Below are 15,378 nucleotides of genomic sequence, written 5' to 3' on the forward strand. Positions count from 1 at the left end.
GGGGAGGGTCGCCCGTCGCACCGAAGCGCACCCTGGTGGTCCGGCGCGCTCGGTGCGGAGGGTGCGCTTCGGTGCGACGGGCGACCCTCCCCTGACGTCAGGCGACGTGCGGACGTCCTCCGTCCACGGTGTGCGCGTCGTCGTTCAACGGACGGAAACGGCGCAGTCGTCCACTGTTGCTCACCACGAACACGCTGGACAGTGCCATCGCCGCGCCGGCCAGCATCGGGTTGAGCAGACCCGCGGCGGCCAACGGCAACGCGGCGGTGTTGTAGGCGAACGCCCAGAACAGGTTGCCCTTGATGGTGCCGAGGGTGCGCCGCGACAACCGGACCGCGTCGGCGGCGGCGCGCAGGTCGCCGCGGACCAGGGTCAGGTCGCCGGCCTCGATCGCCACGTCGGTCCCGGTGCCCATCGACAGGCCCAGGTCGGACCGGGCCAGCGCCGCGGCGTCGTTGACGCCGTCGCCGACCATCGCCACGGTCCGCCCCTCCGCCTGCAGGCGCTCGACCACCGCGACCTTCTCCTCGGGCAGCACCTCGGCGATGACCTGCTCGATACCGACCTCGTCGGCGACGCTGCGGGCCACGGCCTCGTGGTCACCGGTGAGCAGGATCGGGCGCAGACCCAGGTCCCGGAAGTGGCGGACCGCCTCGGCGCTGGTGGGTTTGACCGTGTCGGCCACGGCCAGCACCCCGCGGGTGCGGCCGTCCCAGCCCACCGCGACGGCGGTGCGCCCCTCGGTGTGGGCCTCCTCCAGCGCGCGTTCCAGGGCGGCGGGGGGTTGCTGGAACCGTTCGGCCAGCAGGGCGGGCCGGCCCACGAGCACGGCCCGACCGTCCACGACGCCCTGGACGCCCCGGCCCTCGATGTTGGCGAAGTCCTCGGGGGTGGGCAGGTCGCCCACGCGCACGGCGGCACCGGTGGCGATCGCCCGAGCGATGGGGTGTTCGGAGGCGGACTCCAGTGCCCCCGCGAGCCGCAGGACCTCGCTCTCGTCCTCCCCCTCGGCCACGGTGACACCGGTGAGCGCCATCGTGCCGGTGGTGACGGTGCCGGTCTTGTCCAGGACCACGGTGTCGACCCGACGGGTGCTCTCCAGCACCTCCGGCCCCTTGATGAGGATGCCCAGTTGGGCACCGCGCCCGGTCCCCACCATGAGGGCCATCGGGGTGGCCAGGCCCAGCGCGCAGGGGCAGGCGATGATGAGCACGGCCACGGCCGCGGTGAACGCCGCCCCCGCCGGGTCGCCGGTGCCCAGCCAGAAGCCCAGCGCGCCGACCGCGATCATGATGGCCACCGGGACGAACACCCCGGAGACCCGGTCGGCGAGGCGTTGCACGGCGGCCTTGCCGTTCTGGGCCTCCTCGACCAGACGCGCCATCTGCGCGAGCCGGGTGTCCGCGCCCACGCGGGAGGCCCGCACGACCAGGCGTCCGCCCGCGTTGACGGTGGCGCCCACGACGGTGGACCCGGGGGCGACCTCCACGGGCACGGACTCGCCGGTGAGCATGCTCATGTCGATGGCGGAGGTGCCGACCTCCACCTCGCCGTCGGTGGCGATCTTCTCGCCGGGACGGACCACGAAACGGTCGCCGACCGCGAGCCGGTCGACCGGGACGAGTTCCTCGCGGGCCGCGACGCCCGCGCCCCGGAGCACCGTGACCTCCTTGGCGCCCATCTCCATGAGGGCGCGCAGGGCGTCTCCGGCGCGCCGCTTGGAGCGCGCCTCGACGTACTTGCCGAGGAGGATGAAGGAGGTGACGCCGGCGGCGACCTCCAGGTAGATGTTGGCGGCCCCGTCGGTGCGGGCGATGGTGAGTTCGAAGGGATGGGTCATGCCCGGGGCCCCGGCGGTACCGAGGAACAGGGCGTACAGGGACCACAGGAAGGCCGAGAGGACGCCCAGCGAGACGAGGGTGTCCATGGTGGCGGCGCCGATCCTGAGGTTCTTCCACGCGGCGACGTGGAAGGGCAGGGCGCCCCAGACCACCACCGGTGCGGCCAGGGTCAGGGAGGCCCACTGCCAGTGGGTGAACTGGAGCGCGGGGACCATCGCCATGAGGATGACCGGCGCGGAGAGCAGCAGCGAGATCAGCGCCCGGTTCCCCATGGCCCGGGTGGGGTCGTCCGGCGCGGCGGCGTCCTCGGCCGGTTCCGGGGTGGGCACCGTGGCGGTGTAGCCGGCCTTCGCGACCTGGGCCACCAGGTCCTCCACGGAGGTGGGCGCGCCCTCGAAGGTCACGCGCGCCTTCTCGGTGGCGAAGTTGACGGTGGCCGTCACCCCCTCCAACCTGTTGAGCCGTTTCTCGACCCGGTTGGCGCAGGCCGCGCAGGTCATGCCTCCGATGGCCAGTTCGACCGGCGCGGTCTCGGCCGCCGCCGTGGCCCTGTCGCTCATCTGCCGCTCCCGCTCATTCGTGCCGCTCCTCGTCCCCGTGGTCCGGTCCGCCCTCGGGCGCGTGCTCCGTGGTCCGGTCGTGGACGCCCTCGCCCTCCGGCAGGACGGGGCCGACCACGGAGCCGGCCCCGAACGCCGCGGCGAACACGACCACGAGACCCACGGCGTACAGCCCGAGCTTCGTGGTCAGGCCCATGTCAGACCGCCACCTCGTAGCCGGCCTCGTCGATCGCGGCGCGCACGGCGGCGTCGTCGATCTCGCCCTCGCCGGTGACGGTCACCTTCTTGGCCTCCAGATCCACCTGGAGGCCGGTGATCCCGGTGACCGCGCCGACCTCCTCGGTGACCGAGGCGACGCAGTGTCCACAGGTCATGCCCTCGACGGTGTAGACGGCGGTACTGGCCATTCGTGCCTCCTGGTGCGCTTGTCCCCACGCGTGCGCGTGGGCCGTTCCGACGCGGCCCAATATACCCCCCAGGGGTATCTTGATGTCAAACCCCCATGACGTCCCCGCCGGCACGCGAACGCCAGGCTACCCCAGGGGGGTACCAAGAAACGGCAAAGTCCCACCCCGGACACGACAGACCCCCCGGGTCGGCCGGACGACACATCATCCGACACCCGAGGGGTCGATGGCCCCCACGCGCGGCATACCCTCCCCCGGTTCCCCGGGCGGGGGCGGACCTACTCGGCCTTCAGGTCGAGACGGGCCACCGTGCGCTCGCTCAGGTGGTGCTGGGCCAGGGCGAACCCCGCCCGCCGGAACATCTCCACCGTGCCGGTGTAGACCTCGGCACTGGGGGCCCGACCACCCGCGGTGTCGATCGGGTAGGCCTCCAGGACCCGCGCACCGTTGGCTCGGGCGTAGTCGATGGCGCCGTCCAGCAGACGACTGCCGAGCCCGCGTCTCCGGCGCCGCGGTGGCAGCCAGAAACAGACCAGTGACCACACACCCGGCTCGTCGGGGTCGGCGGGGCGCAGGGTCCGCGATCGGGACAACCGGATGAAGTCCTCCCGGGGAGCGACCGAAACCCACCCGCACGGGCCGTCGTCGTCGAAGGCGAGCAGACCGGGCACCCGACCTTCCAGGGTCAGGCGCCGCAGCTCCTCCTTGTTGTCCAGCCCCCGCTGGGAGCGTTCGCAGGAGACACTCGCCGTATGGTCCTTGGCCCGCCGGCGGAAGAACGTGCACCAGCAGTGCCCGTAGGCGCCGGTCGGCCCGAACAGGTCCTCCAGGTCGTTCCACCGCTCGGCGGTGACGGGCTCGATCGAGACGATGGACATCGGACTCCCTCGCGAGACACAACTCTGACCGCCACAACTGTGATCCAGCACACTAGCGGTGATCCGCTGTGACCGAAAGTACACAGATGCCCGATAGCGCCCACGCTTAGGGGTTTGTGCGCATTTTCGCCCGAATCGAATAGTGACCGAAAGGCCACGGGGCGCGTCCTCGACCTCCGGACGCGCCCCACGACCCCCACGGATCAGATCAGGATCCCTGTCCCGCCGCTTCGTGGTCGCGTCGCGCCGAGTCCTCCTCGGGGTCCCAGCACTCCACGCCCCGCACGTCCGGTAGACGGTCCCGGGTGAAGACCGGGTCGAGGCCCTGCCGCCGCTGTTCGTTGTAGTCCTTGAGCAGACGGCAGGCGATCACCGTCAGCGGGGCGATCGCGATGAGGTTGACCAACGCCATCAGCCCCATCGTGGTGTCGGCCAGCGTCCAGACCAGATCGATCGAGCCCAGGGAACCGAGGAAGGTGGCGACCAGGAAGATCACCTTGTAGCCGAGCAGCACGTTGCCGTTGGTGCTGAGGTACTCGATGTTGGACTCGCCGTAGTAGTAGTTGCCCAGCACCGAGGTGAAGGCGACGAGGAAGATGATGAGCGTCATCAGGTGCAGCGCCCAGGGACCGAGCATGGACATCAGCGCCATCTGCGTCAGGTCCCCCTCCAAGGTGCCGTCGAGGGTGCCCTGGTATCCCAGGAGCACGATGAACGCGGTCACCGAGCAGACCACCAGGGTGTCCAGGTAGACACCGAGGGTCTGGACCAGACCCTGCTTGACCGGGTGGGTGACCGAGGCGCTGGCCGCGGCGTTGGGCGCCGAGCCCAGACCCGCCTCGTTGGAGAACATCCCTCGACGCACACCCTGGATGATGATCACGCCCAGCGTCGCGGCGGCGAACTCGCCCACACCGAAAGCGTTCTGGATGATCGACAGGAACATGCCCGGGACCAGCTGCCAGTTGATCGCCATCAGGATCAGGCCGATGACGATGTACAGGGCGGCGAAGAAGGGGATGAGCGCCTGCGCGGTGTTGGCGATGCGACGGACGCCGCCGAAGATCACCAGGCCGGTGAGCAGGACCAGCAGGACACCGATCACCGCGGAAACGCCCAGGTTCGCCTCCACACCCAGCTCACCGGCGGAGTTGGCGATCGTGTTGGTGATGGTGTTGCTCTGCACCGCGTTGAACACCAGCGGGAAGGTGATGATGAGGATGACGGCGAACACGATGGCCAACCAACGCTGACCCAGACCGCGCTCGATGTAGTAGGCGGGACCACCCCGGTATCCGGCGGGGTGGCGGACCTTGTACAACTGCGCGAGCGTGGACTCCACGAAGCTGGCGCCGCACACCACCAACGCCATCATCCACATCCAGAAGACCGCTCCGGGTCCGCCCAGGGAGATGGCGATGGAGACACCGATGATGTTGCCGGTGCCGATCCGGGCCGCGGCGGAGATGAAGAAGGCCTGGAGTGAGGAGACCGCCTTCTTCCCGTCCGGCGCGATCTCCGGTTTGCTCTTGAGCACGCGGAACATTTCCGGGAACATACGGAACTGCACCAGGCCGGACCTGAAGGTGATGTAGAGGCTCACCCCCACCAGGAGCGGGATGAGAATCCACGCCCAGAGGATGTCGTCGTTGAAGACACCGATCATCTCGGTGAGGCCGGCATGGAGGATGGGGGTTTGATCCGCGGGTATCACGGGGCGGGGACTCCTTCGCTCAAGAAAAGACAACCGCCCGTCCATGCCCGCAAAGTGGGACAGAACACCCCTGAGGGCTCTGTGCCACCGGATGTTCATGGTTTTGTTATCCCCCGACGTCGGGAGGCCCGACTCAGCCCTCGTGCACGAGGTCGGCGTAGTCGGGGTTGCGTTCGAAGAAGGACCGCGCGAACGGGCAGATCGGCACGACCCTCAGGTGCCGTGCCCGGATGTCGTCCAGGGATTCGCGCATCAGCGCGCTGGCCACGCCCTTGCCCTCGACCGCGGACTCCACCTCCACGTGGGGCAGGGCCAGCACCCCCTCGGCGATCAGGTGATAGGCCGAGAAACCGACCACCTCGCCGTCCGCGCTCACCTCGTACCGCGATCGTTCCGGCACGTCGACGACGGTCAGTTCCATGCCCCTACCCCAAGTCCCTGTGTTCGCCGCGCACGTGATGTGCGCGTGGTGGGTCCACAGAAGACCACGTTCCCACACCACCCGCACGCCCACACATCGGGATACCGAACGGGCTCCGCCGGACGTCGGTGCCGGACGGAGCCCGTGTCGGCCCCCGCGAGGGAACCGGGGAGCGACCTCGGATCACCCCCGCGGACCACGCCCCGCGAGGTAGGGGTCGGTCACCCCGCGCGGACAGGACAGCGCGTCGACGTCCCAGCCCATGCGGCCCGCGCCCGCCTGGTAGGCGCTCTCCAGGAACGCCAGCACGGCGGCGTGCGGGTCGGCCTGTTTGCGGGCGTCCGCGTACCGCAGCAGCGCCAGGTGACCGTTGCCGCTGGGAAGCCACTCGGCCGCGTCCGGCACCAGTGGTTCCTCCTGGAGTCCGTCCGGTTCGGGTGCGGCGTAGGCGTAGAAGCAGGGCTCGGGGACGTTGTCGTCACCGAACCAGAACCCGAAACTCGTCACCTCGCGCGAGTACGCCTCCCGCACCAGCCCGCCCGCCTCCCGGGGCTGGGCCACCGTGTGGGGCGAGAACCGGGTGACCGCGATGTCGAAGGTGTGCCAGAAGTGGTGGACCGGGCTGGTCTTGCCGGAGAAGCCGGCCGCGAACTCCTCCAGCACCAGGTTGACCCGGCTCAGGATCCGCCAGTACTTCGTGGCGTGTTCGGGCACGTAGGTGGCGTGCTGGTGGTCCTCCACGAAGGGCCGGTCGCCGTCGGTCAGGTCGAACGGGGTCGCGTCCGGGATGCTGCCGTCCACACCCAGGCTGTCCAACGCCGACTGGAGCCGAAGGTAGAACGAGGAGACGCTGTGCCCCTGCAACGGGAAGGAGGCGGTCTCCCCGTCCAGGTTGCTCGCCACGAGACGATGCCGGACGAGGTCGAAGTCCACGGTGAAGACGGGGTTGCCGTCCACCAGCCCCATCGGGCGGGTCGTGATCCCGGTGCCGGTCAGGTGGAAGGGCACGTTCCACCAGTGGTTGCGGCGCGGACTGTGCCGTAGGCGGACCTTGCCCACGATCTGCTCGAAACGGTGGATGGTCTCCTTGGTGTCGTTCCACTCTTCGAGAGGGAACGGCGGGAACAGCTCCATGGGTACTCCTCGGTGGGCTGTGGCTGCGGTGGACCCCGGTGGGTCACCAACCGCGGCGGGTGGCCCGCTCGGACTGACCGGCGGCGGCGGGGTGCGGGTCGCGGGTGCGGTAGACGACGTAGGGCCGGAACAGGTAGCCGATGGGCGCGCTGAACGCGTGCACCAGGCGGGTGAAGGGCAGCAGTGCGAACAGGGCCAGCCCCATGAGCGCGTGGAGTTTGTAGGGAGCGTCGGCGGCGGCCATGGCGGCCACGTCGGGACGCAGGATCCAGATCGAACGGAACCACGGCGACACCGTCTCCCGGTAGTCGCCGGTGCGCCCGCCGGCGAGCTCCACCCCCGCGAAGTACACGGTCATGCCGAGGCCGGTCACGATCGCGAGCACCAGGACCACGTACATGAGCTTGTCGTTGCGCGTGGTGGCGCTGAACACCGGACCGGTGGATCGCCGACGCCACACGAGCAGGGTGATCCCGGCGAGCGTGCAGAACCCGGCGATCAGCCCGAGCGACAGCGCGCTCACGTGGTAGAGCGTGTCGGACACGCCCAGGGCGCGGGTCCAGGTATCCGGGATCAGCAGCCCCACCACGTGGCCAACGATCACCACCAGCAGCCCGAAGTGGAACAGCGGGCTGCCGATCCGCAGCAGTCGGGACTCATAGAGCTCCGACGAGCGGGTGGTCCAGCCGAACCGGTCGTAGCGGTACCGCCAGATCAGCCCGCCCACGACGAGCACCAGCACCACGTAGGGCAGCACACCCCACAGCACCAGGTCCACCGGACCGCTCACCGTTCCTTCCCGCTCACGTCCGTCAGTGGCAGCGGGACCCGCGGCCGCACCCCGTAGGGCTCCATCCCCACGTCCTCGGCGGGCGGGCCCTCCGACGCCAGTCGCCGGACCCGTTCGTGGTCGGCACGGCGGGGCGCCGGGAGCGTGTGCCGGACCGCCTCCACCACGCGGACGTAGGGCGTGCCGTGTCCGCGCAGCGCCTCGGACAGCAGGTCGAGCCCGGCGCGGTGGTCCACCAACAACTCGTGTCCGGCGTCGGCGTCGCCCCGGGCCGCGAACTCCAGCATCACCGCGAGGTGGTCGGGCAGTTCACGGGCCTGGACGCACCAACCGCACTCCGCGTACACCCTCTTGATCTCGGCCAGGGCGTGGCCTCGACGCCGGGTGTCGCCGTCGGTGTAGTAGGTCATGTGCAGGGCCCGCCGGCGGCGCAGGTCGAACACGTCCACGTAGTGGGCGGACAGTTCGAGCTCCGGTGTGCTGGAGGCGTGCTCGCAGAACTCCAACAGCTCCGACCGCACCGAGCCCCGGGGCAGCTCCGCGACGGCGCGCGCCACCAGGGGCAGCCGTTCGAAGAAGTCCTGGTCCGGGTAGCCGAGCAGGACCGAGGCGGACTGGTGGGTCACCGCCCGGACGTGGGTCCGGCGCGCCTCCCGTCCGGCGCCCAACCATCCCGTGCGGGCCCGCTCCCGGTGCACGCCGTCGTCGTTCACGCCGTCGTTGGTGGTGCTCATGGTCGCCCCCTCAGGTGGGTCCGGGGCGCTGGCCCCGTCCGTTGTCGGTACCTTCGTCCTCGCGTGGTGGGAAGAGTCCGTCGGGGCGACCGTTGCCGTCCCAGTTCAGCAGGTTGATCCGGCCTCCGGTGGCGGAGGCCCGTTCGCTCGTCTGCCGGTCGCGCAGTGCGTGGAAGGTCTCCACGGACGCCTCGTCCGGGCGCCCCGAGGCCTCGCCGAAGGGCACCTCCCCCATCCCGCCCATGCCGGGGCCGCCCTCGAAGTCCAGGCTGCACCCGACCTCCTCGATGACCCCGCGGTCGGCCTCGTCCACGCCGTAGGCCGTGGGCACGACGTAGCGTTCGTCGTACTTGGCCAGGGCCAGCAACCGGTACATGTCCTCGATCTCGGTGCCGGTCATGCCGACCGCGGTGGCGATGGACTCGTCGCGTTCCTGTCCGAGGTTGATCCGGCGCATGTAGGAGCGCATGGCGGCCAGGCGGCGCAGCACCAGGTCCACCGGGGCGGTGTCGCCTGCGGTGAACAGTTCGGCGAGGTACTCGACGGGGATCCGCAGCGCGTCGATGGCGCCGAAGAGGTTGCCGGTCTCCTCGGCGTCGTGCCCGGTCCGGGTGAGCGTGTCCACCACCGGCGACAGCGGCGGGATGTACCAGACCATCGGCATCGTGCGGTACTCCGGGTGCAGCGGCAGGGCCACCCGGAAACGTCGGGCCAGGGCGAACACCGGGGACCGGGCCGCCGACTCCACCCAGCGGTCCGGGATGCCGTCGCGCCGGGCGGCGGAACGCACCGCGGGGTCGTTCGGGTCGAGGAAGACCCCGAGCTGCGCCTCGTAGAGGTCCTTCTCGTCCTCGACCGCGGCGGCCTCACCGACCCGGTCGGCGTCGTAGAGCACCACCCCCAGGTAGCGCAGCCGCCCCACGCACGTCTCCGAGCAGATGGTGGGCATGCCCACCTCCACGCGCGGATAGCAGAAGGTGCACTTCTCGGCCTTGCCCGTCTTGTGGTTGAAGTAGATCTTCTTGTACGGGCAGCCGGTCACGCACATGCGCCACCCCCGGCACCGGTCCTGGTCGACGAGGACGATGCCGTCCTCCGCCCGCTTGTACAGGGCGCCGCTGGGGCAGGCCGCCACGCACGTGGGGTTGAGGCAGTGCTCGCAGATACGCGGCAGGTAGAACATGAAGGTGTCCTCGAAGGACAGCTTCACCTGGTCGCCGAGTCTGCGCACGATCGGGTCCTGGGAGGCGAGCTCGGGGCCGCCGCCCAGGTCGTCGTCCCAGTTGGCGCTCCACTCCACCTTCATCGGCTCGCCCGTGAGCGCCGAGTGCGGGGTCGCCACCGGGAAGTCGTCGCCCAGGGGGGCGTTGATCAGGGTGTCGTAGTCGTAGGTCCAGGGTTCGTAGTAGTCCTGGATGGACGGCATCACCGGGTTGGCGAAGATCGTCGCCAGGCGTTTGATGCGCCCGCCGGCCCGCGGCACGAGCCTGCCGTTCGGCCGCCGGACCCAGCCGCCCTTCCACCGGTCCTGGTCCTGGTAGGTGCGCGGGTAGCCCTGCCCGGGCCGGGTCTCGACGTTGTTGAACCAGGCGTACTCGACCCCGCTGCGGTTGGTCCACGCCTGCTTGCAGGTGACCGAGCAGGTGTGGCAGCCGATGCACTTGTCGAGGTTCATCACCATGGCGACCTGCGCCATCACCCGACCGATCGGCCGACGCCCCGTCTCCCCCGGGTTCTCCGAGGCCGTGGCCCGGGGCGACCGGTGCCGCTCGCCGTCCGCCATCAGTACCGCACCTCCGTCGTCCGCTTGCGCACGACCGTGATCTCGTCGCGCTGGTTGCCCGTCGGTCCGAGGTAGTTGAAGGCGTAGGTGAACTGGGCGTAGCCGCCGATGAGGTGGGTCGGCTTGACGAGCAGCCGGGTGAGCGAGTTGTGGATGCCACCGCGCCGTCCGGTGGTCTCGGTCTTCGGCACGTCGATGGTGCGCTCCTGGGCGTGGTGCATGTACACCGTGCCGGTCGGCATCCGGTGCGAGACCACCAGGCGGGCCGCCACCACGCCGTTGCGGTTGACCGCCTCGACCCAGTCGTTGTCGGAGGCCTCGATGGCCTTGGCGTCGTCCACGCTCATCCAGAGGGTGGGGCCGCCCCGGGAGAGGGTCTGCATGAGCAGGTTGTCCTGGTACTCCGAGTGGATCGACCACTTGGAGTGCGGGGTGAGGTAGCGGACCACGACCTCCAACCGCCCGGTCGGCCCGATGCTCGGCTCACCGAAGAGCCGTCCCACGTCCAGCGGCGGCCGGTACACCGGGAGGGCCTCACCGAACTCGTGCATCCAGTCGTGGTCCAGGTAGAAGTGCTGGCGACCGGTGAGCGTGTGCCAGGGCTTGTCGTGTTCGAGGTTGATGGTGAAGGGCGAGTAGCGACGGTCCGACGCCTCCTTGCCCGACCACTCGGGGCTGGTGCCCACCGGTGTGGGTCCGCGCCGGGCGTCGTCGAAGACGACCCGGCGATCGGCCGCGTGCCGGATGAGCTCGTCCATGTCGGTGCCGGTCCGCTCCGCCAGCCGCGCGAAGCCCTGGGCGGCCAGGCGCCCGTTGCTGGTGCCCGACAGCGCCAGGATCATCTCGCAGACCTTGACGTCGGTGTCCAGCGACGGCCGACCGTCGGCGACCCCGCCCCGCACGGTCCCGTTGCGCTGCCGCAACCACTCCACCTCCCGGTCGGGGGTGAAGGACACGCCCTTGACCGGGAGCCCCTGCTCCTCCGCGAGCGGACCGAGCGCCGCGAGCTTCTGCGCGACGGCGGAGTAGTTGCGGCGCACCGGAACGATCCCCGGCATCGTCCTGCCCGGAACGGGGCGCTCCCCCGCGGCCTTCCAGTCCGGCGGCACACCGCGCGCCTGGGCGAGTTCCCCCGGGGTGTCGTGCTGGTGGGGCACGGCCACCAGGTCGGTGACCTCGCCGAGGTGGTCGGCGGCCAGCGCGCCGAACACCTTCGCCAGCGCGTGGAAGGCGTCGAAGTCGGTGCGGGTCTCCCAGGGCGGGTCGATGGCCGGGTTGAAGGCGTGGACGAACGGGTGCATGTCCGTGGTGGACAGGTCGTGTTTCTCGTACCAGGTGGCGGCGGGCAGGACCAGGTCCGACAGCAGCGTGGAGCTGGTCATCCGGAAGTCCAGCGTCATCAGCAGGTCGAGCTTGCCCTCGGGGACCTCGTCGCGCCACGTGACGTCGTCGGGTCGGTGCTCGGGACCGGCCGGCTCCGACCGGAGGTTGGAGTGGGTGCCCAGCAGGTGCTTGAGGAAGTACTCGTTGCCCTTGGCGGAGGAACCGAACAGGTTGGAGCGCCAGAGCGTGAGCGTGCGCGGCCAGTTCGCCGGGTCGTCGGGGTCCTCGGCGGCGAACCGCAGGGTGCCCTCGGTGAGTTGGTCGGCGACGTAGGCGGCCGGGTCCTCGCCGCGTTCGGCGGCCTCCTTGGCGAGCCGGATGGGGTTGCGGTTGAACGTCGGGAAGGACGGCATCCACCCCATCCGGGCGGAGGCGGCCACCAGGTCGGCGGTGTGCCGCCCCCGTACCCGGCCGGGTCCCAGCGGCGACATGAGCGCGTCGGCGCGGTAGGTGTCGTACCGCCACTGGTCGGTGTGGGTGTACCAGTAGGCGGTCCCGGCCATGAACCGCTGCGGACGCGACCAGTCCATGCCCGACGCGTACGCGGCCCAGCCCGTGGCGGTGCGGCACTTCTCCTGACCCACGTAGTGGGCCCAGCCGCCGCCGTTGACCCCCTGGCAGCCGGTGAGCAGCAACAGGGACAGGAACGCGCGGTAGGCGTTCTCACCGTGGAACCACTGGTTGGTGCCGGCGCCCAGCACAATCATGGCGCGGCCCCCGCTGACCTCCGCCGTGTCGGCGAACTCGCGCGCGATGCGGGCCGCCCGGTCGGCGGGGACGGAGGTCAGGGTCTCCTGCCAGGCCGGGGTGTAGGCGGCGTCCGGATCGCCGTACCCCTCGGGCCAGGTGCCGGGCAGACCGGGGCGGGACACCCCGTACTGGGCCAGGACCAGATCGAACACCGTGGTGACGAGGCGATCCCCGACCCTGCGGACCGGGACGCCGCGCAGGTCGACCTCCGCCGACCCGTCCGGGGTGTCGAACCTGGGCAGGGCCACCTCGGCGGCCTCCTCCCCCGCGGCGTAGAAGGTGAGCGCGGGGACCCGGCCCTCCAGGTCCAGGTTCCACCTGCCCTCGCCCTCCTCGCCCCAGCGGTCGCCGATGGTGCCGTTGGGGGCGACGGGCGTGTCCTCCCCCTCCGGCCACAGGACCGGTTTCCAGTCGGCGTTGGCGGCTCCGTCCCCGCCCGGCAGGTCGGCGGCGGTGAGGAACTTGCCCGGCACCCAACGGCCGTCGCGCCGGTCCAGGGACACCAGGAAGGGCAGATCGGTGTAGGCGCGCGCGTACTCCAGGAAGCGCGGCGTGGGTCGGTCGACGAAGCGCTCGCGCAGGATGACGTGCCCCATCGCCATGGCGAGGGCGCCGTCGGTGCCCGGGTGCGGCGCCATCCACTCGTCGGCGAACTTCGCGGCGTCGTTGTAGTCCGGGGAGACCACCACGACCTTCTGGCCGCGGTAGCGGGCCTCGGCCATCCAGTGGGCGTCCGGTGTGCGGGTGACCGGGACGTTGGAGCCCCACAGCATGAGATACGCGGCGTCCCACCAGTCACCGGACTCGGGGACGTCGGTCTGGTCCCCGAACACCTGGGGCGAGGCCACGGGAAGGTCGGCGTACCAGTCGTAGAAGGACAGCATGGAGCCGCCCAGCAGGTTCACGAAGCGCGCGCCGACACCGTGGGAGACCATCGACATCGCCGGGATCGGGGAGAAACCGGCGATGCGGTCCGGACCGTACTTCTTGATGGTGAGCACGTGCGCCGCGGCGGCGATCTCCAGGGCCTCGTCCCAGGTGACCCGGACCAGCCCGCCCTTGCCGCGGGCGCGCTGGTACCGCCGGCGCTTCCCCGGGTCGGTGGTGATCTCCTCCCACGCCGACACCGGATCGCCCAGACGGGAACGCGCCTCGCGGTACATCTCGACCAGCACCCCGCGCGCGTACGGGTAACGGACCCGGGTCGGCGAATAGGTGTACCAGGAGAAAGCGGCACCGCGCGGACAACCACGGGGTTCGTACTCGGGGCGGTCCGGTCCGACCGACGGGTAATCGGTGGCCTGGGTTTCCCAGGTGATGATCCCGTCCTTGACGTACACATCCCAAGAACATGATCCGGTGCAGTTGACACCGTGTGTGGAACGGACCACCCGATCATGGCTCCAGCGGTCCCGATAGAACACGTCCCCGTCGCGACCGCCGTGTCTGACCTGCGCACGGTCTCCGTCGAGGGGTTCCGAACGGGTCAGATAGTTCCCCATCCGCAGGAGAGCATCCCCCGCACCACCATTTTTGCCCTGCGCCGCCATAAGGAAAACACTCCATTTGCCCGCCTGTTACCAAGGCGAAGAGAAGAGCGCGGGAAGACACTTCCCACCTCGGCCACATTCCGTTAATAAATATGCCTGTCACGGCAGGGAAGTCACGTTTCCCACACCGTTTCCTGTGACAATCTCGGCAGTCGACGGTCGAGGGGGCCTTCATGCGTTCGGACGTTGGGGAGCGGGTCTCCCGCACAGGGACCGCGGGCGCCAACCTGGCCCTGGCCACGGGGGCGTTCGCCCTGACCTTCTGGGCGTGGAACCTCATCGGCCCGTTGTCGCGGACCTACAGCGAGAACCTGGGGCTGTCCCCGACCCAGACCTCGATCCTGGTGGCCTTCCCCGTCCTGGTGGGATCGCTCGGGCGGATCCCGGTCGGGACCCTGACCGACCGTTACGGCGGCCGGCTGATGTTCACGGTGGTCTGCTTCCTCAGCATCGTCCCGACGTTCCTGGTGGGGCTCTCCGCACAGTCCTTCGGGATGCTGTTGCTGTGGGGGTTCTTCCTCGGTGTGGCGGGCACCTCGTTCGCCATCGGCATCCCCTTCGTCAACGGCTGGTACGAGGCCCACCGGCGCGGATTCGCCACCGGGGTGTTCGGCGCCGGCATGGGTGGAACCGCGCTGTCCGCGTTCCTGACGCCCCGCCTGGTCGAGGCCCTCGGCCTGTTCGCGACCCACCTGCTGATGTGCGCGGCGCTCGCGGTGATGGGCGTGGTGATGTGGTGCTTCGCCCGCGACGCGCCCGCGTGGACGCCCCAGACCGCTCCGGCGTTGCCGCGCATGCGCGAGGCCATGAGGCTCAAGGCGACCTGGCAGGCCGCCGGACTGTACGCGTTGGTCTTCGGTGGCTTCGTGGCCTTCTCCACCTACCTGCCGACCCTGCTCACCACCGCCTACGACTACGCGCAGACCGACGCGGGCATGCGCACCGCCGGGTTCGCCGTGGCTGCGGTGATCGCCCGACCGGTCGGCGGCATCCTGTCGGACCGGATCGGCCCGGTGCGGGTGTGCCTGATCTCGTTCTTCGGCACGTGCGCGTTCGCCGTCGTCCTGGCCCTGCACCCGCCCGCGGAGTTCCCGGCCGGGTTCGCGTTCGTGCTCATCGCCCTGTCCTTGGGGCTGGGCACCGGAGCGGTGTTCGCGCTGGTCGCCAAGCTGGTGGAGCCCACACGCGTGGGCACGGTCACCGGTCTGGTCGGCGCGGCGGGCGGCCTGGGCGGCTACTTCCCGCCACTGCTCATGGGCGTGGTCTACCAGGCCACCGGCGCCTACACCCTGGGCTTCGTCCTCCTGGCGATGGTCGCGCTCCTAGTGGCCCTGTACACGACCCGTGCCTTCCGCGACGTGCGGTGAACCCGTCGCCCCGTGCCGCTCTGCGGGGCCGCGCCGACCCGTGCGCGACCACGGCGGGGCGACGGG

At 70.3% G+C, this 15,378-nt stretch carries 12 protein-coding genes; 1 reads left to right on the forward strand and 11 read right to left on the reverse strand.

The window, feature by feature from the left end:
- Window positions 1-97: 97 nt before the first annotated feature.
- The 11 genes from DSY14_RS21280 to DSY14_RS21330 form a co-directional block, all read right to left on the reverse strand.
- Entirely contained in the window at window positions 98-2,401 is a 2,304-nt protein-coding gene (locus DSY14_RS21280; RefSeq protein WP_211718375.1) for a cation-translocating P-type ATPase, read from the reverse strand.
- A gap of 13 nt (window positions 2,402-2,414) precedes the next feature.
- Window positions 2,415-2,597, reverse strand: coding sequence for a hypothetical protein (locus tag DSY14_RS21285; RefSeq protein ID WP_211718376.1), 183 nt, complete (start codon window positions 2,595-2,597; stop codon window positions 2,415-2,417).
- 1 nt (window position 2,598) lies between these two features.
- On the reverse strand, window positions 2,599-2,808 hold the full coding sequence (locus DSY14_RS21290; RefSeq protein WP_211718377.1) for a heavy-metal-associated domain-containing protein: 210 nt from the start codon (window positions 2,806-2,808) through the stop codon (window positions 2,599-2,601).
- A 278-nt stretch (window positions 2,809-3,086) separates the two neighbouring features.
- Window positions 3,087-3,686 (reverse strand): GNAT family N-acetyltransferase, encoded by a 600-nt coding sequence (locus DSY14_RS21295; protein WP_211718378.1) that lies wholly within the window; start codon window positions 3,684-3,686, stop codon window positions 3,087-3,089.
- Between the two features lie 208 nt (window positions 3,687-3,894).
- The gene (locus DSY14_RS21300) at window positions 3,895-5,400 is read right to left on the reverse strand and encodes a sodium:alanine symporter family protein (RefSeq protein ID WP_211718379.1); all 1,506 of its coding nucleotides are present in this window, start codon (window positions 5,398-5,400) and stop codon (window positions 3,895-3,897) included.
- Between the two features lie 133 nt (window positions 5,401-5,533).
- Window positions 5,534-5,821: a GNAT family N-acetyltransferase gene (locus DSY14_RS21305; protein WP_211718380.1), complete on the reverse strand. Its 288-nt coding sequence runs from the start codon at window positions 5,819-5,821 to the stop codon at window positions 5,534-5,536.
- Window positions 5,822-6,004: 183 nt separating this feature from the next.
- On the reverse strand, window positions 6,005-6,955 hold the full coding sequence (locus DSY14_RS21310; RefSeq protein ID WP_211718381.1) for a DUF5996 family protein: 951 nt from the start codon (window positions 6,953-6,955) through the stop codon (window positions 6,005-6,007).
- A gap of 43 nt (window positions 6,956-6,998) precedes the next feature.
- Window positions 6,999-7,745, reverse strand: coding sequence for a respiratory nitrate reductase subunit gamma (narI, locus tag DSY14_RS21315; RefSeq protein ID WP_307851293.1), 747 nt, complete (start codon window positions 7,743-7,745; stop codon window positions 6,999-7,001).
- Window positions 7,742-8,479 (reverse strand): nitrate reductase molybdenum cofactor assembly chaperone, encoded by a 738-nt coding sequence (gene narJ, locus DSY14_RS21320; protein ID WP_211718382.1) that lies wholly within the window; start codon window positions 8,477-8,479, stop codon window positions 7,742-7,744. The genes narI and narJ overlap by 4 nt, the downstream gene beginning before the upstream one ends.
- A 10-nt stretch (window positions 8,480-8,489) precedes the next feature.
- Window positions 8,490-10,175 carry a nitrate reductase subunit beta gene (narH, locus tag DSY14_RS21325; RefSeq protein ID WP_249188231.1) on the reverse strand — a complete coding sequence of 562 codons (1,686 nt, stop codon included), beginning with the start codon at window positions 10,173-10,175 and terminating at the stop codon, window positions 8,490-8,492.
- A gap of 86 nt (window positions 10,176-10,261) precedes the next feature.
- Window positions 10,262-13,945, reverse strand: a complete 3,684-nt coding sequence (locus DSY14_RS21330; protein WP_211718383.1) for a nitrate reductase subunit alpha — start codon at window positions 13,943-13,945, stop codon at window positions 10,262-10,264.
- A gap of 173 nt (window positions 13,946-14,118) precedes the next feature.
- Here DSY14_RS21330 and DSY14_RS21335 point away from each other — a divergent pair, with 173 nt between their 5' ends.
- Entirely contained in the window at window positions 14,119-15,312 is a 1,194-nt protein-coding gene (locus DSY14_RS21335) for a nitrate/nitrite transporter (RefSeq protein WP_211718384.1), read from the forward strand.
- Window positions 15,313-15,378: the final 66 nt, after the last annotated feature.

The sequence above is a fragment of the Nocardiopsis sp. MG754419 genome, from assembly GCF_018207095.1.
Classification (GTDB): Bacteria; Actinomycetota; Actinomycetes; order Streptosporangiales; family Streptosporangiaceae; genus Nocardiopsis.